This is a genomic window from Roseovarius sp. D0-M9, assembly GCF_037083805.1.
In the GTDB taxonomy this organism is placed as follows: Bacteria; Pseudomonadota; Alphaproteobacteria; order Rhodobacterales; family Rhodobacteraceae; genus Roseovarius.
Genome location: NZ_JBAPKZ010000002.1, coordinates 257,786 through 277,055 on the forward strand (window position 1 = coordinate 257,786; position 19,270 = coordinate 277,055).

General features: G+C 62.4%; 20 protein-coding genes and 1 pseudogene. 8 read left to right on the forward strand and 13 right to left on the reverse strand.

Annotated features, from left to right (window positions below; all coding sequences use genetic code 11):
* Positions 1-38: 38 nt before the first annotated feature.
* A complete protein-coding gene (locus V8352_RS02920) occupies positions 39-776 on the reverse strand; it encodes a ComF family protein (protein ID WP_336422749.1) in 738 nt (245 codons plus the stop codon).
* Positions 777-811: 35 nt separating this feature from the next.
* Here V8352_RS02920 and V8352_RS02925 point away from each other — a divergent pair, with 35 nt between their 5' ends.
* Positions 812-1,642 carry an SAM-dependent methyltransferase gene (locus tag V8352_RS02925; protein WP_336422750.1) on the forward strand — a complete coding sequence of 277 codons (831 nt, stop codon included), beginning with the start codon at positions 812-814 and terminating at the stop codon, positions 1,640-1,642.
* Positions 1,643-1,714: 72 nt separating this feature from the next.
* A complete protein-coding gene (hemH, locus tag V8352_RS02930) occupies positions 1,715-2,818 on the forward strand; it encodes a ferrochelatase (RefSeq protein WP_336422751.1) in 1,104 nt (367 codons plus the stop codon).
* A 105-nt stretch (positions 2,819-2,923) separates the two neighbouring features.
* On the opposite strand, the gene V8352_RS02935 is transcribed toward hemH, so the two are convergent.
* Together V8352_RS02935 and V8352_RS02940 are read right to left on the reverse strand one after the other, a co-directional pair.
* Entirely contained in the window at positions 2,924-3,112 is a 189-nt protein-coding gene (locus V8352_RS02935; RefSeq protein ID WP_336422752.1) for a hypothetical protein, read from the reverse strand.
* Between the two features lie 145 nt (positions 3,113-3,257).
* Positions 3,258-3,852 (reverse strand): annotated as a pseudogene (locus V8352_RS02940) (L,D-transpeptidase).
* A gap of 172 nt (positions 3,853-4,024) precedes the next feature.
* Between V8352_RS02940 and V8352_RS02945 the strand changes: the two are divergent.
* The gene (locus V8352_RS02945; RefSeq protein ID WP_336422753.1) at positions 4,025-4,540 is read left to right on the forward strand and encodes a CAP domain-containing protein; all 516 of its coding nucleotides are present in this window, start codon (positions 4,025-4,027) and stop codon (positions 4,538-4,540) included.
* Between the two features lie 299 nt (positions 4,541-4,839).
* Here V8352_RS02945 and V8352_RS02950 read toward each other — a convergent pair whose 3' ends face one another.
* The 5 genes from V8352_RS02950 to hslO all read right to left on the reverse strand — a co-directional run bounded on the left by V8352_RS02950 (position 4,840) and on the right by hslO (position 9,422).
* Positions 4,840-5,304, reverse strand: coding sequence for a L,D-transpeptidase family protein (locus V8352_RS02950; protein WP_336422789.1), 465 nt, complete (start codon positions 5,302-5,304; stop codon positions 4,840-4,842).
* A 113-nt stretch (positions 5,305-5,417) separates the two neighbouring features.
* The gene (locus V8352_RS02955) at positions 5,418-6,632 is read right to left on the reverse strand and encodes a class I SAM-dependent RNA methyltransferase (protein WP_336422754.1); all 1,215 of its coding nucleotides are present in this window, start codon (positions 6,630-6,632) and stop codon (positions 5,418-5,420) included.
* The gene (locus V8352_RS02960) at positions 6,629-7,783 is read right to left on the reverse strand and encodes a CCA tRNA nucleotidyltransferase (RefSeq protein WP_336422755.1); all 1,155 of its coding nucleotides are present in this window, start codon (positions 7,781-7,783) and stop codon (positions 6,629-6,631) included. Before V8352_RS02960 ends, V8352_RS02955 begins: the two co-directional genes overlap by 4 nt.
* On the reverse strand, positions 7,780-8,385 hold the full coding sequence (locus V8352_RS02965) for a CoA pyrophosphatase (protein ID WP_336422756.1): 606 nt from the start codon (positions 8,383-8,385) through the stop codon (positions 7,780-7,782). Before V8352_RS02965 ends, V8352_RS02960 begins: the two co-directional genes overlap by 4 nt.
* Positions 8,382-9,422 (reverse strand): Hsp33 family molecular chaperone HslO, encoded by a 1,041-nt coding sequence (gene hslO, locus V8352_RS02970; protein WP_336422757.1) that lies wholly within the window; start codon positions 9,420-9,422, stop codon positions 8,382-8,384. Before hslO ends, V8352_RS02965 begins: the two co-directional genes overlap by 4 nt.
* An 82-nt stretch (positions 9,423-9,504) precedes the next feature.
* Here hslO and V8352_RS02975 point away from each other — a divergent pair, with 82 nt between their 5' ends.
* Entirely contained in the window at positions 9,505-9,948 is a 444-nt protein-coding gene (locus V8352_RS02975; RefSeq protein WP_336422758.1) for an NUDIX hydrolase, read from the forward strand.
* On the opposite strand, the gene V8352_RS02980 is transcribed toward V8352_RS02975, so the two are convergent.
* Entirely contained in the window at positions 9,923-11,206 is a 1,284-nt protein-coding gene (locus V8352_RS02980; RefSeq protein WP_336422759.1) for a PP2C family protein-serine/threonine phosphatase, read from the reverse strand. The genes V8352_RS02975 and V8352_RS02980 overlap by 26 nt on opposite strands.
* A gap of 144 nt (positions 11,207-11,350) precedes the next feature.
* On the opposite strand from V8352_RS02980, the gene V8352_RS02985 reads away from it, so the two are divergent.
* Positions 11,351-11,683 carry an Hpt domain-containing protein gene (locus V8352_RS02985; RefSeq protein ID WP_336422760.1) on the forward strand — a complete coding sequence of 111 codons (333 nt, stop codon included), beginning with the start codon at positions 11,351-11,353 and terminating at the stop codon, positions 11,681-11,683.
* Positions 11,684-11,694: 11 nt separating this feature from the next.
* Here the strand turns inward: V8352_RS02985 and ilvA are convergent, their stop codons facing one another.
* Together ilvA and V8352_RS02995 are read right to left on the reverse strand one after the other, a co-directional pair.
* Positions 11,695-12,933 carry a threonine ammonia-lyase IlvA gene (ilvA, locus tag V8352_RS02990; RefSeq protein ID WP_336422761.1) on the reverse strand — a complete coding sequence of 413 codons (1,239 nt, stop codon included), beginning with the start codon at positions 12,931-12,933 and terminating at the stop codon, positions 11,695-11,697.
* A 70-nt stretch (positions 12,934-13,003) separates the two neighbouring features.
* Entirely contained in the window at positions 13,004-13,225 is a 222-nt protein-coding gene (locus V8352_RS02995) for a hypothetical protein (RefSeq protein WP_336422762.1), read from the reverse strand.
* 235 nt (positions 13,226-13,460) lie between these two features.
* Here V8352_RS02995 and V8352_RS03000 point away from each other — a divergent pair, with 235 nt between their 5' ends.
* Entirely contained in the window at positions 13,461-14,690 is a 1,230-nt protein-coding gene (locus tag V8352_RS03000) for an argininosuccinate synthase (RefSeq protein WP_336422763.1), read from the forward strand.
* 84 nt (positions 14,691-14,774) lie between these two features.
* On the opposite strand, the gene V8352_RS03005 is transcribed toward V8352_RS03000, so the two are convergent.
* Together V8352_RS03005 and V8352_RS03010 are read right to left on the reverse strand one after the other, a co-directional pair.
* Entirely contained in the window at positions 14,775-15,326 is a 552-nt protein-coding gene (locus V8352_RS03005; RefSeq protein ID WP_336422764.1) for an ActR/PrrA/RegA family redox response regulator transcription factor, read from the reverse strand.
* 78 nt (positions 15,327-15,404) lie between these two features.
* Complete coding sequence (locus V8352_RS03010; RefSeq protein ID WP_336422765.1) at positions 15,405-16,043, reverse strand: SCO family protein; 639 nt, start codon at positions 16,041-16,043, stop codon at positions 15,405-15,407.
* Positions 16,044-16,095: 52 nt separating this feature from the next.
* On the opposite strand from V8352_RS03010, the gene regB reads away from it, so the two are divergent.
* Together regB and V8352_RS03020 are read left to right on the forward strand one after the other, a co-directional pair.
* Positions 16,096-17,526, forward strand: a complete 1,431-nt coding sequence (gene regB, locus V8352_RS03015) for a sensor histidine kinase RegB (protein WP_336422766.1) — start codon at positions 16,096-16,098, stop codon at positions 17,524-17,526.
* 110 nt (positions 17,527-17,636) lie between these two features.
* Positions 17,637-19,133 carry a PAS domain-containing protein gene (locus V8352_RS03020; RefSeq protein ID WP_336422767.1) on the forward strand — a complete coding sequence of 499 codons (1,497 nt, stop codon included), beginning with the start codon at positions 17,637-17,639 and terminating at the stop codon, positions 19,131-19,133.
* Positions 19,134-19,270 lie beyond the last annotated feature (137 nt).

Here is a 19,270-nt window from a genome sequence, read left to right on the forward strand (position 1 = left end):
GGATGCGTTCCTTCGTATTCGGGAGGTTCGCCTTGAAGTTAAGCATCCTTGGCCGCGCGCGCCAGTACCAGAACATCGACGCCGATGGCGCCGGCAGCCAGACACGCCTCGGTCGCCGCCGACAGCGTCGCACCCGACGTCATAACGTCGTCCACCAGCAAGACGTGCTGCCCGGCCAGCCGCTGGCGGCGCCGGGGGTGGACCCGAATTGTCCCCTCCATCGTGGCAAACCGTGCATCCCGGCTGAGCCCGCCAAGGGACGGCGTCGCGCGGGGCCGGATCAGCAGATCGGGGCACATTGGTCTGTGCACCTCACCCGCCAGCGCCCGCGCCAGTAGCGCCGACTGGTTGTATCGCCGCTTCAGCAGACGCATCCAATGCAGCGGGATCGGCGCCAGCAGCGTCTCGGGACGAAGCAGCGGCTGCGCCGCCCGTGCCATCCAGACCGCGGCAGGCCCCGCCATGTCGTGCCTGTCGCCATGTTTAAGCTTCAGCACCATGCGGCGGCCATTACCAGCATAGACCAGCGCCGCGCGACCGGCGCCCCAAGGCCGCGGGACACGCAGGCATTCATCACAGCTCAGCAGGTCGTCCGGCGCATCCGGTCCCGCGGGCAGCGGCACGCCGCAGGTATTGCAGGTCTGCCCGGCGACAAAGGGCGTATCCCGCCAACATGGGCCGCAAAGGCCGAAATCGCTATCCACCAGATCACCGCAAAAGGTGCAGCGCGCCGGATAGATCAGACGGATGGCGGATTGAAATCGGGCCACCTTCATCTATATGTCCTGCCTATGAACAAGGCGTTTCCCCTATGACTTCGACCCTCACGGACCGCGCTGCATTGCTGCGCCAACGTGCCCGCGCTCTGGCGGGCAATCGGGCGGGCAATACGGCCATGTTCCTGCATGAAGCAGCCATCAACGAGGTGCATGATCGCCTCGATATGGTTAACAAATCATTTACCGCACCGGCCATCGTGACCGGCTGGCCCGCGCAATGGCAGGGCGTTATCGAGGGCGCGACCGTAGTGCCTGATGACGAGACGCTCGCGCTGGAGCCGGGCGCGCACGATCTGGTGGTCCATGCCATGTCGATGCATTGGGCGAATGACCCGGTGGGGCAGCTGATACAATCACGCCGCTCGCTGCGCCCCGATGGCCTCTTTCTGGGCGTCATGCCCGGCGGGACCACCCTGCACGAGCTGCGCGCAAGCCTTGCGCAGGCCGAGGCCGAGGTATCGGGTGGCCTGTCGCCCCGCGTCGCACCGACGGGCGAGGTGCGCGAGTTGGGCGGTATCCTGCAACGCGCCGGGATGACCCTGCCCGTCGTCGACAGCGTGCCTTTGGTCGCCAGCTATGCTAGTATGACGGCGCTGATGCACGATCTGCGCGCCATGGGCGAGGGCAATGCAATGCAGGCGCGCCCGCGACATTTTGCCCGCCGGGCCATTTTTGATCGCGCAGCACGAATATATTCCGATACTTTCGGAATGGGTGATGGCCGGATCACCGCGACATACGATCTGATCTTTCTCACCGGTTGGTCACCCGACGCGTCACAGCCCCAGCCGCTGCGCCCCGGGTCGGCCAAAACGCGTCTGGCCGACGCGCTGGGCACAAATGAGACGCCCCTGCGCGATTGACCCTCCCGCGCAATCCCTTATGTGCAGGGAGCAAGCGCGCGTGCGACGCATTAAGAAAAGGATATTGACGCCATGACCGAGTCAGCCACGGATGCAAAATGCCCCGTCCACGCGCCCAAGGATCATCCCAAGGTGCCGCGCGAAAAGACTGGCATCCTTCTGGCCAACCTCGGAACGCCCGACAATTATGACTATTGGTCGATGCGGCGCTACCTCAACGAGTTTCTGTCGGACCGCCGCGTCATCGACTATGCCCCGTGGAAGTGGCAGCCGCTGTTGCAACTCATCATCCTGACCAAGCGGCCCTTTACCAGTGGCGCGGCCTACAAATCCATCTGGAACGAGGAAAAGGGCGAGAGTCCCTTGATGACCATCACGCGCGATCAGACCGAGGCGCTGCGCCACCGACTGAAAGCTGAGTATGGCGATGATGTCATGGTCGATTTCTGCATGCGCTACGGCAACCCGTCCACCGAATCCAAGGTGCGCGAGATGACCGAGGCAGGGTGCACGCAGATCCTCTTCTTTCCGCTTTATCCGCAATACGCGGGCGCAACATCCGGCACCGCGAACGATCAGTTCTTTCGCGCATTGATGAAGGAAACGCGTCAGCCCGCCGCGCGCACCGTGCAACCCTATTTCGATCATCCCGACTATATCGACGCGCTCGCCCGCTCGATCGAAGAGGCCTATGCCGGCGACATCAACCCCGAGATCCTCGTCGTGTCATACCACGGCATGCCCAAGCGCTACTTGATGCAGGGCGATCCCTACCATTGCCAATGTCAGAAAACGACGCGCCTGCTGAAGGAGCGTCTGGGCTGGGACGACACGCAAATCACCACGACCTTCCAGTCGGTGTTCGGCCCCGAAGAATGGCTGAAGCCCTACACGGTCAAAGAGGTCGCGCGCCTTGCCGAAGAAGAAGGCAAGCGCCGCATCGCCGTCGTCGCACCCGCCTTTTCAGCCGATTGCATCGAAACTCTCGAGGAAATCAACGAAGAGATCCGCGAGAGCTTTGAGGAGGCAGGAGGCGAGGAGTTCACGTATATTCCCTGCCTCAACGATGGCCCCAATCATATCGAGTCGCTGGCAGGCGTCATTCGTGAGAACATCCAAGGCTGGGTCAAACGTCACCCCGTGCAAGACGTGGCCGCCAAGAACGCCGCAGAGTAACGCGCACAACGCAAAAGGCGCCTAGCCTCATGGCCCGGCGCCTTTTTTATCTGTAATCAAATAGATGGCAATGAAGGGTTCCTTGGCGGACCCCTCCGAAAAAGCTTAGTCGGCTGCGATGACAGCTGCGACGATGGCCAACACGACCAGCGGAACCCAGACGCCGGCGGCGGACGAGCTTGCATTGGTCTCTTCAACGATGACCGGAGCTTCCATGACGGGGGGCTCCATGTTGCCTGCGAACGCGGTGGAAGCGGCGGCGGAAAGAGCAGCGGCGAGAACGAGTTTTTTCATTGTATTCTCCAGAAAATTGCGTGCCGTCGCACGTTGCAACGGCAGGCACCCAAGACGTTTACCTAGTGTCAATGCTCTAAGCAGAAAATTTCCGTGATTGCAATTGCAACGTGGCGCAGACCTGTGGCCAGCCGCCACAGTATCGTCAAATTAGCAACACTTGAGTGCCCACTTTGGACAGACTGAAAAGCTCGGCGATATGCTCATTATAAAGACCGATGCAACCGTTTGAGGATTTCCGCCCGATCTTGCGCGTGTCGTGCGTCCCGTGGATGCGGTAGTATTTCCACCCGAGGTATAGCGCATGTGTGCCCAAGGGGTTTTCCGGCCCCGGCGGCACATAAGGCGGCCACTCCGGATTACGCTTCAGCATGTTGGGTGTAGGCGACCAGCTGGGGCCTTCGACTTTGCGCGTCACTCGGGTCCGCCCCCGCCGGGTCAAATCCTCGGAGATCGGGATGGACGAGGGATAGAGTTTTTAGGTGCGCCCGTCTTCACCCCAGAAATGCAAGGCGCGCGAATCGATATCCACAAGCACGGCACCGTTGCGCAAGTTCTTGAAGTATGGCTGCCATGTCATCGCCCGAAAACTGGAAATGTTGCGGCGCACAGTTTGGGTGATGTCGCGCTCCATCTCGATCGATCCGGTGCTTTGCGCCAGCGCGGGCACCCCGATCACCGTGGCCGCCCCAAAAAATAAAACTGCGTCTGTTCAATACCTTGGATGAATTTTCTGTCATGATTTCCTCCATGGCAGACAGATTTCATGGATGGCAGATAGAGTATGGCGCGAATGCCCCGGTCGCAATTCAAACAAGACCCACTGGCGAACTTCCGATCATGTGGGTTTGAATCGCAACGCCCGCCCCTGTAGGGGTTGTCAAAAGAATAATATTGGATGGTTCCAACCTCATGTCGCGCATTCTGATCCTACTTGTCTCCGCCATGCTCGCCCTCAGTGCCTGCGCCCCCGCGCCTATGCGGCCCCAGATCGGCGCCGACGGCAAGCCACTGCCCCAAGTCTACCGCATCCGCGCGGGCGATACTTCGGCAATCCAGTACCGTATGCTCGACAGCGTCAATGCGCTGCGCAGCGCAGCGGGCCGCCAGCCGGTCGAGTTGAACGCCCAGTTGAACGCCGCGGCCGCGACTCATTCGCGCGATATGTCGGTGCAGAACCGCCCTTGGCATTTCGGCTCGGACGGCTCTTCGCCAATCGACCGGGTCCAGCGTGTCGGCTTTACCCGTGGTCTCGTCGGCGAGGCGATATCCGAGACATACGAAACCGAGCTTGAGACACTCGCCGCCTGGATGGAAGAGCCGGGCACACGCAACGTCATCCTTTCACCTAAGGCCAACACTATGGGCTTTTCGTGGCAGCAAGAAGATGGCGGCAAGATCTGGTGGACCCTGGTGATGGGCCGCTAAAGCGTTCTGCAAATGACCTCAATCACAGGTTTGGGCGGAGCGCAGTGCACACTAAGCAGGGCATGCGCACCTTGCCTTCAGCTGATATCTCAGGTCAACGGCGCGCTACCCAAACTGCGCAACATAGCATGAAATGATGTCAAAACGCCGGGGCAATGGACCGCTCCGGCGTTTGTATCTCAGCTAGGCACCCGGCACTTTCATTGTTCTAAAAATACTCAAACCAGGACTCAATGCCGTTCTGGGCCGTGCCCACTCACGCCCAGCTAAGCCAAGGAAGGCTCAGCCCACTTACGCCTCTACGGATAGATCGAGATTGGCGTTCCGTCCCTCACCATCGCATAGATCCATTCGATCTCCTTGTTGGTGACGGCGATGCATCCGGCGGTCCAATCCGGCCCTTTGCGTCCCTTGAAACCGTTGGGTTGCCCATGGATAAAGATGTCGCCACCCGGCTTCTTGCCCCGTTCGCGCGCCTGATAGCGGTCGAACGCATTGGGATAGGAAATGCCGATCGACAGGTGAAACTTGCTATTTGGGTTGCGTCGATCGATCAGATAGGTGCCCTCGGGCGTGCGCCCATCACCTTCCTCGTATTTATGGCCGGCAGGGGCAAAGCCCAGATCGAAGTCATAGGCCTCGAGCACACTGTTATGATGGAGCAGATACATCTTGCGCTCTGTTTTCTTGACCACGACATGCGTGACCTCGGGGCCGTAATACGTCTTGAACTTCGACCCGCAGGCCGAAAGGCCCACGACCATCAGCGCAACGGCCAAAAACTTGAAAATTCTCACATGCCCACCTCGGTTTGTTTTTTTATTGTTTTATAACCCATAGAGGGCCATCCGAGATAGGGGGAAAACGGTCGCAGCGGTCAAATCCGCGTCAGGCGTGCAACCAATTCGACATGGCTCGACCAGCGGAATTGGTCGACGACGCGCACCGCGTCCACGCGGTATCCAGCGGCGACGGCCGCCGCAGCATCGCGCGCGAATGTCACCGGATTGCACGAGACATAGGCGATCTGCGGCAGCTTTGCGGCGATCAGCTGTGCCATCTGCGCCTCGGCCCCTGCGCGGGGCGGGTCGATCACCGCGCCGTCGAATTTGGCCAGTTCATCAGGTAAAAGCGGGCGACGGAACAGATCACGGGCTTCGACGCTTAATTGCTTGAGGCCTTGCGCCTTGCGCCATCCGGCATCCATCGCCTCGGTCATGGCCGCATCGCCCTCGACCGCGTGAACGCGCGCCATCTCGGACAGGGGCAGCGCAAAGGTGCCGCACCCGGCAAAGAGATCGACGACGCGCGTCGCCCCCTCCAGCGCGGCGCTCACGTCGGCCAGGAGGGCCGCCTCGCCTTGGGGCGTTGCCTGCAAGAACGCGCCGGGCGGCGGCGTGACATCCGCCGCACCAAAGCGTTGCACCGGCGCCTGACGCATTGCGATCACCTCGCCATCCCATGACAGGCGGGCCAGATCCAACGCCTCGGCCATCTGCGCCAGCAGCGCGCGCAGCGGTCCATCCAGCGCCTTGCCCCCCGATGCGTTCACATCCAGCCCATTGCGAGACAGGCACACCGCCACATCCAGCGCGCCCTTACGCGTGCCCGCCTGCTGCGCCAACGCCTCGGCCACGGGAATTCCGCGCATCAGATCCGGATGCAGCAGGCGACAATCGGGGATTTCGATAATGACGTCCGACGCTCGCCCATGAAACCCCGCCATCGCCGCCTTTTTGGTGCGCCGCGCGGAAAAGGTCGCGCGCCGCCGGGCCTGCGCCGGCGATGTGGCGATCGGCAGGAACGTCGTCTCGATACCGTGGGCCTTGAGGGCGGCGCGCACAACGCCCTCCTTGAACTCTGCGACAAAGGCATCGTCGGCATGCTGCAACTGGCATCCACCGCACGCCTTGAAATGACGGCAGGGTGGGGCGACGCGCCGGTCGCTCGGCTCCTCGATGCGCACATCTGTCAGGCGCTGGCCGTCCAGCGCACCTGTCACGCGCTCACCGGGGAGGGTCATCGGTGCAAACACCGGGCCCGCGGCGATACCGTCGCCCTGATGCCCCAATCGTTCGATCAAATGGCTCATGTGTCGCCCTCCAACAGCTCATCCCGGCCAAGGGCAAATTCCGACGCGATCCACCGCGCCTCAAGCGCCTTGAGCCGTGCACCCAGTGCTGCGCCCTGATAGGTCGGCATCAGGTCAGCCGCTGCGATGGGAAACGCCTGCCGCGCGCCGCTGGCCGCTGCCTGAATGGCACCCTGATCCAGCGACTGCCCCAGAATCGCGGCGCGCAGCAGCAAAACATCGCGCGCTGTCTCGCCGCCGTGGCGATATCCAAGAGCGCCCGGCGCCTCCATATCGCCCACGGCGCGGCGCATCAATTCCAGCCGCGCGGCGTCTGCATTGCTGAGCCGTAGCCGATCGCGCACATCCGTGCCGCCCAGCGCGGCGAGGCGCCTGATGGCCTCCGGAGCCGCGCCCGCCTCATGCTCAAGATGCACCAAAGGGGCGAGGGCGGCCGGATCCGCCCCCGGCAGGATCCGCGCCAGCGCGCCGACCTGTGCCATCGCGGCCACTGCAGGCGACGGATCGGGCGCCGCCAGAAGGCGCAGCATCTCGGCGCCGATGCGCTCGCGCGCAAGGCTGTCCAGTCCATCCAGATGATCGGCGACGGCGGCCATCCCCTCAGGGTCGATCCCCCGGCTGCCACCATACTGCGCGTAAAAGCGAAAGAACCGCAGGATCCGTAGATAATCCTCGCGAATGCGCGTGCCCGCATCCTCGATAAAGCGCACGCGCCGCGCCAGCGCGTCAGGCAGCCCGTTGAGCGGATCGATCACCTCGCCATCCGGTCCCGCGTAAAGCGCATTCATGGTAAAATCGCGACGCCGCGCATCCTGCCGGATATCGTCCGTGAAGGCGACCGTGGCGTGGCGGCCATCGGTTTCGACATCGCGGCGAAAGGTCGTGATCTCGAACGGGACGCTCCGGGCGACGAGCGTCACGGTGCCGTGGTCGATGCCGGTGGGAACCGCCTTGATGCCGGCCACCTTGGCCAGCGCCATCATCTGCTCAGGTGTGGCATCGGTGGCGAGGTCAAGATCGCCGACCCGCTCACCCATAACGGCGTTGCGCACCGCTCCGCCCACCAGATAGGCATGATATCCCGCCGCCTCGAAGGCGGCAAAGATCGCTGCCAAAGGCGCGTCGGTTAGCCAAGGTGCCTCGATCCTCATGAGCGCTCCGCCACATCCGCCAGCGCGCGCAGCATCCGCGCTGTCGCACCCCAGATGTAATAGGGCCCGTATGGCACCGTGTAATAGCGGCGCATCGTGCGGCGCCAATATCGCGCCTCGATCTGGTAATTTGCAGGCTCAAGCACGTGGCCCAGCGGCACATCAAACACCTCGGCCACCTCACCCGCCTCGGGAACCGGGGTGAAGGGCGCACGCACACGTGCAACGACCGGCGTGACGATATAGCCGGTCACGGTTTCATGCACAGGCAGATGGCCCAGCACCTCGACATTGCGGGGATCAAGCCCGATTTCCTCATGCGCCTCACGCAGCGCGGCGGCGGTCGCATCTGCGTCGCCCTCCTCCTGCTTGCCGCCCGGAAAGGCGATCTGTCCGGGGTGCTGCTTGAGGACCGAGGACCGCTGCGTCAGCAGAAGGCGCGCACCATCAGACCTCATCACCAGCGGCACCAGAACGCCTGCGGGCCTGAGCTTGCGCCCCGCAGAAAGGACCGTGCCGGGGTTGAGGTCAAAATCGGACGTCGCCGCCCCCTGCCGGCCCAGCGCGCCGGCAAGGTCCGCGATGATGTCCGTCCCCGTCATGCTGTGCCGTCGCCGCCCGAGTTCGTGCCATCCGTGTTTGCGCCGTCAGGTCCATCCGCCGCGTCAAATCCCAGCGTCGCGGGATCCATGTCGTAATGCGCCCCGCAAAACTGGCAATCGGCAGTCACGCGGCCATCATCGGTCGTCATCGTTGCGATATCCTTGGCCGAGTAGATTGACAGGCTCTGGCGCACGCGCTCTTCGGAGCATGTGCAGCCGAAACGGACCGGCTGTGCATCATAGACGCGCGGCGCCTCCTCGTGAAAGAGGCGCAAGAGCAAGTCTGTCGGCGCGACACTGGGCCCGATCAGCTCCAATGCGTCGACGGTGTCAAGCAGGACGTTCGCGCGGTTCCAATTTTCGCCCTCGGGGCCATCGGGCGCGACGTCGGTGGGCTGCAAGAGGCCACCATCCCCGCTGCCTCCCGCAGGCGCGGCGGCAAAGGGCGATGCCTTGGGCATGTGTTGCAGCATGATGCCGCCCGCGCGCCAATGCTCTTCGCTGCCCGCCTCGCGCGAACGGCCAAAGCTGAGCGAGAATCGCGTCGGGATCTGCTCGGATTGTGCAAAATACGCCTCGGCGCAGGCCCGCAGGCTGCCGCCCGCCAAGGGCGTGATGCCTTGATAGGGGGTCGTACCCTTGCCCTGATCGATCATGATGGCAAAATAGCCCTCGCCCACTTGCGAAAACGGGTCGGCCTCGGTCAGGCGATCCGCGTCATAGCTGGCATAGGCGCGGATGCGCGCAGGCTCGCCATCCTCCGACGGGCCGTAGTAATCAGTGGCGATCATGCGCACCGGGCCCTTCGACTGCACCTGAAGCGACAGCTTCCAGCGCAGCTTGATCGTCTGGCCGATCAGGGCGGTCAAAAGGGCCATCTCAGCCACCAGCGCCTCGACGACGGGTGGATAGTCGTGCTGCTGCAAAATGCCGCCCAGCACCCCGTCAAGACGCGCAACGCGCCCCCGGATGTCCGATTTGTCCAGTTGGAACGGCAGGACCGTGTCGTCCCAAGCGATTTTTTCACCGAAGTTCATGGGGGTTTCCTTATGTGCCGTAGCTTGGCATATCGCGAAGATATAGGAAGGGGCAACCCGGCGTCCAAGAGGAGTGAGGCAGATGATACGACGAGTGGGCCCAGTGCCGCAGCGCGGGCGATCTTATCGGCTTCGTCATGGCGTCTATGCGCTCTTGCCGCTCGAAGGCAGTCTTTTGGTCACGCTCCAGCATGAGCCCGAGCCCGAACTGCAACTGCCCGGAGGCGGAATTGACCCCGGCGAGTCGCCTCTGAGGGCGCTTTACCGCGAGGTCATGGAGGAAACCGGGTGGTCCATCGCCAATCCCGTTCGGCTGGGCGCGTTCCGGCGGTTTGTCTATATGCCCGAGTATGACATGTGGGCCGAGAAGCTCTGTACGATCTATACCGCGCAGCCCGTGCGCCAGATTTGCGATCCGACCGAACCTGGTCATACGCCCCTCGTGATTGACGCCGTAACCGCCGCAAGCGAGCTGGGGAATGAGGGCGACCGCATGTTCGTCAGCCGCTGGGTTCGTCAGGCTTGATTTCGAGCAAGATGGCCGAGACATCATCGGCAAAAACATCACCTCCGGTGAACTCTGCCAGTTTCCAGACGAGCGCCTCAAGGCAGAAAAGACCCGTCGTGGTGCGCAGTTCGCCCAGCAGGTCTGCTAGCCCCTCATCGTCAAGCAGCGTGCCGTCTGGCGCCGCGCATTCGGTGACGCCGTCGGAGTGGATCATCAGGCGGTCACCGGGGCCGAGATGCACATCAAAATCCTGATACTCTGCCCCCGGTATCAGCCCGACCGGCAGCCCACCCTCCCCGACCATCTCGACACTGCCATCGGCCCGCTGAATGGCAGGATAAGGATGCCCGGCCTGCGCCATGACGACGCGGCCCGTGGCCAAATCCACATCGGCAAGCAGCAGTGTGAAATAATGCTCGGTATCCAGCTCGCTCAGGAAAAGATCGTTGAGGGCCGCAATCGTTTCGGCAGGAGGGCGCATGACATAAGTCCCCTCGGCAGTCCGCTGCAATGCGATGTTCTGCTCGGGCGCGGCGCCAGAGAGATACCCGGCAAGGCGCGCCGTCATCAGCGCCGAGCTCACTCCATGCCCGGAGACGTCCAGCCCGTAGAGCCCGATTCGCGTATCGCTGACCTGAAACGTACCAACCAGATCGCCGCCCACATGCCCCGACGAACGCAGCAACATCGACACCTCGGCCATGCCAAAATCGCGGTGGCGGTCACTGACGAGTGATTGCTGAAGTTTCTTGGCCTCCATCAAATCGGCATCGAGCGATGCGTAAAGCGCCTGAAGCTTGTCCAACGTCGAGTTGACGAGGCGGTTCTTCTCGGTCAGCTGTCGCTCCATTTCGAGGATGCGCTCCCCTGCGGTGATACGGGCGCGCAATTCGCCGGGATCGACCGGCTTGGTGAGGAAATCATCGGCACCGGCATCGAGGCCATGCGCGATCTCGGCCTTGTCCGACTTGGAGGTCAGCAGGATGAAATACCCATATGTATCGCGCGTCATCCCCCGGAACGCATTGCAAAATTCAAGACCGGACATCCCCGGCATCATCCAATCGCTGAGCACGAGGTCCGGCGGCATGTCACGGCAGATGTCCAGTGCCTGGTTGCCCGATTCGGCCTCGGTCACTGCAAAACCCCACTTCTTGAGAAGCGCCGCGAGGATGCGGCGCTGCAGGCGGCTGTCATCGACCACCAGGACCCGGCGGATCGCCCGCAACGGCGTGGGCACCTCTGGCTGCGCAGATAAATGTGTAGCTTGGGACAAAACACTTCCCCTCGGATTCAATCGGGCGAGCCTACTGCACGGGCCATTAACAGACCGTGAACGCATGAAGGTCGCAAGAAACCGGCCGCCGGTAACCGTACCTTAACGGCTTTGCGTCAGCCTGATCGCATCGGAGGTAACGCCATGATTGATTGGGCCAGAGTTGCGGAATTGCGCGCTGAAATCGGCGAAGACGATTTTTCTGACGTCGTCGAGCTTTTTCTGGAAGAGGTCGAAGGCGAAATTGACGATCTGCGCGCAGGGTGCCCGGCCAGCGCGCTTGAGGCGCGCCTGCACTTTCTGAAAGGCGGCGCGCTCAACCTTGGCTTTACCGCCTTTGCCGAGCTTTGCCAGAGGGGCGAGACAGCAGCAGCAACCCGGCGCGCGGATGAGGTCGATCTTGATGCCACGATGAGCAGCTTCGACGCCTCGAAGGTGGCCTTCATCGAGGGCCTGCCCGGCCTCAACGCCGCATGACGCCATCAAAGTCAGATAAGGAATTCCGCCAGCACCGGATCGTTGGTGATGTCGCGATAGGTAAACCCGGCCTCCGACAAGACAGACAGGAGGCGCGCAAAATTTTCCTCTCGGCTCGTCTCGATGCCGATCAGGACCGAGCCGAAGTTGCGCGCCGACTTCTTGAGATACTCGAACCGCGCAATATCGTCGTCCGGCCCCAGCAGATTGAGAAAATCCTTGAGCGCACCGGGGCGCTGCGGCAGCCGGAGGATAAAGTACTTCTTGACCCCGGAATGGCGCTGCGCCCGCTCCTTGACCTCGGGCAAACGCTCGAAGTCGAAGTTTCCGCCCGAGGTGACGCAAACGACGGTCTTGCCCCGGATCCTGTTGCGCATATCCTTGAGCGCGTCGACAGCCAGCGCACCCGCCGGCTCCAGGACGATGCCTTCGATGTTCAGCATCTCGATCATCGTCGTGCAGAGACGATCCTCATCCACTGTGACGACCTGCCCCGGATCCAGATGGCGCAACCGCGCAAATGTTCGCGCCCCGATCTGGGCAACGGCCGCGCCATCGGCAAAGTTGTCCACATGATCCAGCCGCACAGGCGCGCCCGCCATCAGCGCAGCCTGCAGGCTTGCCCCGCCCTGCGGCTCGACCAGCGTGATCTCGGCCCGGTCGGCCACGTAGCTGGTGACGCCGGATGACAGGCCACCGCCCCCGACCGGCATCACGATATGGTCCGGCATCCCACCCAGATCCCTCTCGATCTCGACCATGACCGACGCCTGGCCCTCGATCACATCCTCATCGTCGAAGGGCGACAGAAATTGACCTTTCGTGCGCGCGCAATACTCCTGCGCGGCGGCAAGGGTCACATCGAAGTAGTCCCCGGTCAGCTCGATCCGCACGTTGGTGCCACCAAAGATGCGCGTCTTGCCGATCTTTTGCTGCGGCGTCGTCACCGGCATGAAGATCACGCCCTCGACCCCGAAATGCCGGCACATAAAGGCAACGCCCTGCGCATGATTGCCCGCGCTGGCGCAGACAAAGACCGGCGCATCGCCGCCCCGCGCCAGCACCTTGCGCATCGCGTTGAACGCGCCGCGCAGCTTGTAGGATCGCACAGGCGTCAGATCCTCTCGCTTGAGCAGGATGTTCGCCTCATAGCGCTCGGACAGATGCTCGTTGCGCTGCAAGGGCGTCGCTTCGAAAACATCGCGCATGGCTGCCTCGGCGGCGCGCGCGTTATGCTGAAAATCACTCATGCTACACTGCCTGCCCTAAGCGTGCGTTTCGCGCAAGAGGGCACGCCCCTGGCCTGCGCTGCCGGCAACCTCAGCCTAGCGGGCGGTCCTCGTAGAAATGTCCATAGATCGTGGTCAAGACGCTGACCTGCACCATTCCCAGCAGGACGCTGAACAGAAGCTGGATGGCGACTCCAAGAGGCAAGCTGGCAAGAGCGATCTGCGACGGTAGGGCGGTAGAGACGATGCTTGCCACGGCCATGATCAGCGTCACTACCGCGATGGCGCCGCTGCCCCGGCCCGTTGCCTCCACGCGTAACCTATGCCGATCGACCTTTCGATCGCGGCAGCCGGCGGAACGGCGCCAAGGTTTCCGAACACCATGCGCACAGCATGGCCCACTATCTTCAATCCCAGCATCCACGCCTCCAGAACCCTGTCTGTCTGGCTCAAACCACAGGCTTGCTGGGCGGACAAGCCTCGCAATCCCTTGCCCAGCGCCGAAAAAGCGGATACCTCCCGGCCCGACCCTGACAAAGGAAGTGCACATGTCCGCGCCCAAGAAAGTCGTGCTGGCCTATTCCGGCGGCCTCGATACCTCGATCATCCTGAAATGGCTGCAAACAGAATACGGCTGCGAAGTCGTGACCTTCACCGCCGATCTGGGCCAAGGCGAAGAGCTCGAGCCAGCCCGCGAAAAGGCGATCACCCTCGGGATCAAGCCCGAGAACATTCATATCGAGGATGTTCGCGAGGAATTCGTGCGCGATTTCGTCTTCCCGATGTTTCGCGCCAATGCTCTTTACGAGGGTCTCTACCTCTTGGGCACTTCCATCGCGCGCCCGCTGATCTCCAAGCGCCTGGTCGAGATCGCCGCCGAGACCGGCGCCGATGCCGTCGCCCACGGCGCCACCGGCAAGGGCAACGATCAGGTCCGGTTCGAGCTGGCGGCCTACGCCCTGAACCCCGACATCAAGGTCATCGCGCCTTGGCGCGAGTGGGATCTGACCAGCCGCACACGCCTGCTGGATTTCGCTGAAAAGAACCAGATCCCGATCGCCAAGGACAAGCGCGGTGAAGCGCCCTTCTCGGTCGACGCCAACCTTCTGCACACCTCTTCAGAGGGAAAGGTGCTCGAGGATCCTGCCGAGATGGCGCCTGACTATGTTTATCAGCGCACAGTCTCGCCTGAGGATGCACCCGATACCCCCGAATCCATCGAAGTCGGTTTCGAGCGCGGCGACGCGGTTTCGATCAATGGCGAGGCGCTCAGCCCCGCCACGATCCTCACACGCCTCAACGAGCTTGGCGGCAAACATGGCATCGGCCGGCTCGACTTTGTCGAAAACCGTTTCGTGGGCATGAAATCGCGCGGCATCTACGAGACACCGGGCGGCACCATCCTGCTCGAGGCGCATCGCGGGATCGAGCAGATCACGCTCGATTCTGGCGCGGGCCATCTCAAGGACAGCCTTATGCCCCGCTACGCCGAGCTGATCTATAATGGCTTCTGGTTCTCGCCCGAACGAGAGATGTTGCAGGCGGCCATCGACAAAAGCCAGGAACACGTCACCGGCACCGTCAAGTTGAAGCTCTACAAGGGCTCAGCCACATGCGTTGGTCGCTGGTCCGATCACTCGCTTTATTCCGAGGCGCATGTGACGTTCGAGGATGACGCAGGCGCTTATGACCAAAAGGACGCAGCCGGATTCATCCAGCTGAACGCCCTCCGCCTCAAGCTGCTGGCCGCGCGGAAGCGCCGTCTCAAGGACAAGTGACAAACCAAAGGGCGGGTCTCACCCCCGCCCTTTCATTGTTCCAAAAATACTCGATCCTTGGGTCCAGTCAAAACGCGCCGCTCTTTATCTGGGCGACCGCTTGGCCAGTATCCGCTGCAACGTCCGACGGTGCATGTTCAGCCGGCGCGCCGTCTCCGATACATTCCGGTCGCACAGCTCGTAAACGCGCTGAATATGCTCCCACCGCACACGGTCGGCGCTCATCGGGTTTTCGGGCGGCGGCGGCATGTCATCGCCAGTCGCCATCAGCGCATTGGTAATATCGGTCGCATCCGCAGGTTTTGACAGGTAATCCGTGGCGCCGATCTTGACCGCCGCCACGGCGGTCGCGATGGCGCCATACCCGGTCAGGACAACCACACGGCTTTCAGGCCGGCGTTCGCGGATCACCTCGACCACATCAAGGCCATTCCCATCCTCAAGCCTAAGGTCGCACACCGCGTAAGCGGGCGGGCGGGCCTCCGCGATGGCGCGGCCCTCGGCGACAGATGTCGCGACCTCCACATGAAAGCCGCGCTTTTCCATCGCCTTTGCCAGACGGCGCACGAACGCTTCGTCATCATCGACCAACAGCAAAGACGGGTCACTGCCCAGGTCCAGCTCGATTTCGGCCATTACGCGCGCTCCATTCCACTGTATAACATTGCCATGAAGTAGGTCGCGCAGGGACCTGCGTCAAATGGTGATCGCAGGCTAGCTGGCCTCGACAAAGCACTGCACCTTGTCTGCCATCTCCTCGCCCGTCATCTCGCGGCGGAAAAACTCGACAAAGCCGTGTTCCGGCAGGGTCAGATACGTGAAAGTCGAGTGATCGACGAGATAGTAATCCTCCTCGCCCGGGGTCGGCTCATGCGCCTTGTAATAGGTGCGATAGGCTTGGCTCGCGGCCTTGACCTGCTCGGGCGAGCCGGTGAGGCCCAGCATCCGGGGATGCAGCGCATGCGTAAAGTCATCGACGACCTGTGGCGTGTCGCGCTCTGGATCGACCGAGATGAAGATGGGCTTCACCATGACGCCGCGCTCTTCGAGAATGTCAGTCGCCACGGCATTGCGCGCCACATCCAGCGGGCAGACATCAGGGCAGAACGTATACCCAAAGTAGATCAGCGACGGCTGATCCAGCACCTGGGCACTGGTCACCGTCGCACCGGTTTCGTCAACCAGCGTGAAATCACCGCCGATGTCGGCGCCCCCATCGGCTATGGCTGTGCTGCGGCATTGTGCAAAGTCGTCGCCCCCGCGACCTGCTGTCGCAATGTAGATGCCGCCCAGCACGACAACCAACACGCTGGTCAGGGCAACCCCTGCGGCAATGGCGAAACTGCGGGTCATCGGGCGATCCTTCTGGCTGGGCAACTCTGGGGGTTTGTGCCACATCTACTCCATGCCACAGCAGACACAACAGGGTGAAACATCGCAGTCCGCCACTCCGATCGAAGTGGCGCCGCGCGGGCGTGGGGCATGGATTCGGCTGCGCACACTGATCCTTCTGCGATGGTGGGCCATCGTCGGCCAGATATCGGCACTGATCGTGGCCGAACGTGTCTTGGGCATCGAGATCGAAACCGGCCTTTGTTATCTGGTGATCGGCGCCGCCATTGTCAGCAATCTGATCGCCTCCATGGTTTTTCCCGCGACCAAGCGGCTGAGCGAGACCGAGAACTTTGCCGTCGTATTCTTTGATTTGGTGCAGCTCGGGATGCTGCTCTATCTTACCGGCGGTCTGAACAACCCGTTTTCGGTGCTGATCGTTGGGCCCGTCATTGTCTCTGCGTCGTCGCTATCGGCGCGCTCGACCCTCTTCCTGGGGATGGCGGCCATCTTGATCGTCACGGTGCTGGCGCTGTTTCATCTCGATCTGCGCAGCGACGCAGGCTTTGTCATGCAAAAGCCAGCGATCTTTCTCTTTGGGACGTGGATCGCCATCGTGATCGGAATCGTGTTTCTTGGCGTTTATTCGCGCTGGATCGTAACCGAGATGCACGCCATGTCCGGGGCGCTACAGGCCACGCAAATGGCCCTCGCCCGCGAGCAGAAACTAACTGATCTGGGCGGAGTCGTGGCCGCCGCGGCACATGAGTTGGGCACACCCTTGGCAACGATCAAGCTGACCAGCGCCGAGCTGGCCAGCGACCTGCCCGAAGGCAGCGACATGCGCGAGGATGCCCTGCTCATCAGTCAGCAAGCCGACCGCTGTCGCGACATTCTGCGGTCCATGGGGCGCGCCGGAAAGGATGACCTCCATCTGCGGCGTGCGCCCTTTACCGCCGTTGTCGAAGAGGCAAGCGAGCCGCATGCAGATCGCGGCAAGGAATTGCTGTTCGATCATGGCGCCTTGGGCGGTGAGGAAGGCGGCCCCCCTGTCATCCTGCGCCGCCCCGAGGTGATCCACGGTCTGCGCAACCTCATTCAGAATGCCGTCGACTTCGCCGACGCACGCGTCTGGATCGAGGTCAGATGGTCGCCGGGGCGGATCACCCTGCGCATCATGGATGACGGCCCCGGCTTTCCGCCACATCTGCTGGGGCGCATCGGCGATCCTCAGATCCCGCGACGGGCGCGCAGCGGTGGCAGCGCCGATCGCCGACCCGGATACGATGGAATGGGCCTTGGGCTCTTTATCGCCAAGACCCTGCTCGAGCGGTCGGGCGCCGACCTCAGCTTTGCCAATGGATCCGACAGCTTCAAGGGCGATTCGGTGATGCACGAAAGAACCGGAGCCATCGTCGAAGTGGTATGGCCGCGCGCCAAGCTGGAAGTCAGCGCAGTCGAGCCGGGCACGGGCATTGGCACAAACGTCCCGATAACACACTGAAAACAGTCGTTATCTCAAGGCGCGTGCGCCAAGCCTTCTTTGCTTAACCATGTGTTAACCAGGCGTGACGCACACTCGGCTCTCACGCGGGGCCGAAAAGGGGCGCATGGATGGTGTGGCTGCAAACGGGTTTGATCGCTGGATTTTTATCCCTTGGGCTTCTGTGGCTGGTCGGGCGTCTGTCGCCCACGCCGAGGCAGGCCACGATGCCCGCGCCGCCAAGCGGTGTCGCGACCTTCCTTTTCAGCGGCGACGAGATGTTCGATCATGACGCGGGTGCGCTCCCTGCGGGGGCGGGAAAGGCCGTGTATTGGGCGGATCTGCACGACTGGCTTGCGCCCCGCTTCGACGAACTGCCTGCCACGTTGACGGATCTGGCGCCGATGGCGACCATGCAGCTGCGCTCGCGTCTTGCTGGCGATACAGGCAGGCTCAAGCTGGCCTGCACCAAGCACGGCATTCGCGTTACCCTGACCGACCCGCCGCACGCCTGCCCTGCCGAGCGGCACGAAATGCTGGTCGCCAAAACACGAATGGATGAGGCCACAGACGCGTTCGAACGGGCGCCCCATCCCATCTGGAAAACGGCGCGGACTGGCGAAGTCCTTTGGCGCAATGCCGCATCCACTGCCGCCTTCGATCCTGCCGAACATTCGGATGCATTGGCCGGCGGCACGCCCGATGATGCCAGCGCCACGCGCCTGTCCATCACATCCGAAGGCAGCGCCCGCAGCCGGTGGTATGAAATCAGCCAGACCGATGATTGCCTTGGCACGCTTTACCATGCCACCGACATCACCAAGATCGTCAATGCCGAGCGGATGCAAAAGGATTTTGTTCAGACTCTGACCAAGACCTTCGCCTATCTCACCATCGGTCTCGCCGTCTTTGACAAGAACCGCAAGCTGGCGCTCTTTAACCCCTCGCTTGTCGATCTCACGTCGCTGGGCGCCGATTTCCTCAGCGGCAAGCCTGATCTCATGGCCTTCTTCGACAAGCTGCGCGATCGCCGCGTCATGCCCGAACCGCGCAGCTACGCATCATGGCGCAGCCAGATCAGCGAGGTCATCGGCGCCGCCGAGGGCGGTCTGTATCAAGAGACGTGGTCCCTGCCCAATGACGTCACCTATCGCGTCACGGGGCGGCCCCACCCCGACGGCGCGGTCGCCTTCCTGTTTGAGGATATCTCTGCCGAAGTCATGCTTGCCCGGCGCTTTCGCTCGCAGGTCGATCTGCGGCAGGCCGCGCTCGACAGCCTGCCCGAGGCCGTGATCGTCATTGGCCCCAATAGCGTCTTGGCGTTTTGCAACTCCTCCGCGATCGACCTTCTGGGCGTCGATCCCGATACCTCCTTTGCCGATATGTCCGTCCCCGATCTCATGGACGCTTGCGCCCGCGCCTTGCCGTCCCCGACGGTCTGGCGCGAAGTAGAAGAACAGCTCAGGTCGCGGCGGCAAGACGTCCCGCTGCGCAAGTCCGTTGAACTTCCGCCGGGCCACAGCCTTTGCTACAGGGTCGAGGTGCTCCCCGGCGGGGCACGAATGTTGATCCTGCGCAGCCGAACAGAGATCGCGCACGCCGTGGCGACCCGCGTTGCCGCCAGCTGAAGCCTCACGCCGTTTCCCTGACGTATCCGCTAAAGGCGAGGCACGCGCCGTTTTCAGACCGGGCACTCCGCTCCGCTCAAAAGCTGTGATCCCGAGTTTTTGGCAGGGCGTCTTGATCTCGGTTGCAGGCGGGCCCG

Coding starts and splice junctions, on each gene's coding strand:
- V8352_RS02960 (WP_336422755.1), bottom strand. CDS start 7,783: ATGAGGATCGAGGCACCTTGGCTAACCGACGCGCCTTTGGCAGCGATC.
- V8352_RS02955 (WP_336422754.1), bottom strand. CDS start 6,632: ATGAGCCATTTGATCGAACGATTGGGGCATCAGGGCGACGGTATCGCC.
- V8352_RS03005 (WP_336422764.1), bottom strand. CDS start 15,326: ATGGCCGAAATCGAGCTGGACCTGGGCAGTGACCCGTCTTTGCTGTTG.
- V8352_RS02925 (WP_336422750.1), top strand. CDS start 812: ATGACTTCGACCCTCACGGACCGCGCTGCATTGCTGCGCCAACGTGCC.
- regB (WP_336422766.1), top strand. CDS start 16,096: ATGCCACAGCAGACACAACAGGGTGAAACATCGCAGTCCGCCACTCCG.
- V8352_RS03000 (WP_336422763.1), top strand. CDS start 13,461: ATGTCCGCGCCCAAGAAAGTCGTGCTGGCCTATTCCGGCGGCCTCGAT.
- hemH (WP_336422751.1), top strand. CDS start 1,715: ATGACCGAGTCAGCCACGGATGCAAAATGCCCCGTCCACGCGCCCAAG.
- V8352_RS02965 (WP_336422756.1), bottom strand. CDS start 8,385: ATGACGGGGACGGACATCATCGCGGACCTTGCCGGCGCGCTGGGCCGG.
- V8352_RS02975 (WP_336422758.1), top strand. CDS start 9,505: ATGATACGACGAGTGGGCCCAGTGCCGCAGCGCGGGCGATCTTATCGG.
- V8352_RS03010 (WP_336422765.1), bottom strand. CDS start 16,043: ATGACCCGCAGTTTCGCCATTGCCGCAGGGGTTGCCCTGACCAGCGTG.
- V8352_RS02935 (WP_336422752.1), bottom strand. CDS start 3,112: ATGAAAAAACTCGTTCTCGCCGCTGCTCTTTCCGCCGCCGCTTCCACC.
- V8352_RS02950 (WP_336422789.1), bottom strand. CDS start 5,304: ATGGTCGTGGGCCTTTCGGCCTGCGGGTCGAAGTTCAAGACGTATTAC.
- V8352_RS03020 (WP_336422767.1), top strand. CDS start 17,637: ATGGTGTGGCTGCAAACGGGTTTGATCGCTGGATTTTTATCCCTTGGG.
- V8352_RS02945 (WP_336422753.1), top strand. CDS start 4,025: ATGTCGCGCATTCTGATCCTACTTGTCTCCGCCATGCTCGCCCTCAGT.
- V8352_RS02920 (WP_336422749.1), bottom strand. CDS start 776: ATGAAGGTGGCCCGATTTCAATCCGCCATCCGTCTGATCTATCCGGCG.
- V8352_RS02985 (WP_336422760.1), top strand. CDS start 11,351: ATGATTGATTGGGCCAGAGTTGCGGAATTGCGCGCTGAAATCGGCGAA.
- ilvA (WP_336422761.1), bottom strand. CDS start 12,933: ATGAGTGATTTTCAGCATAACGCGCGCGCCGCCGAGGCAGCCATGCGC.
- hslO (WP_336422757.1), bottom strand. CDS start 9,422: ATGAACTTCGGTGAAAAAATCGCTTGGGACGACACGGTCCTGCCGTTC.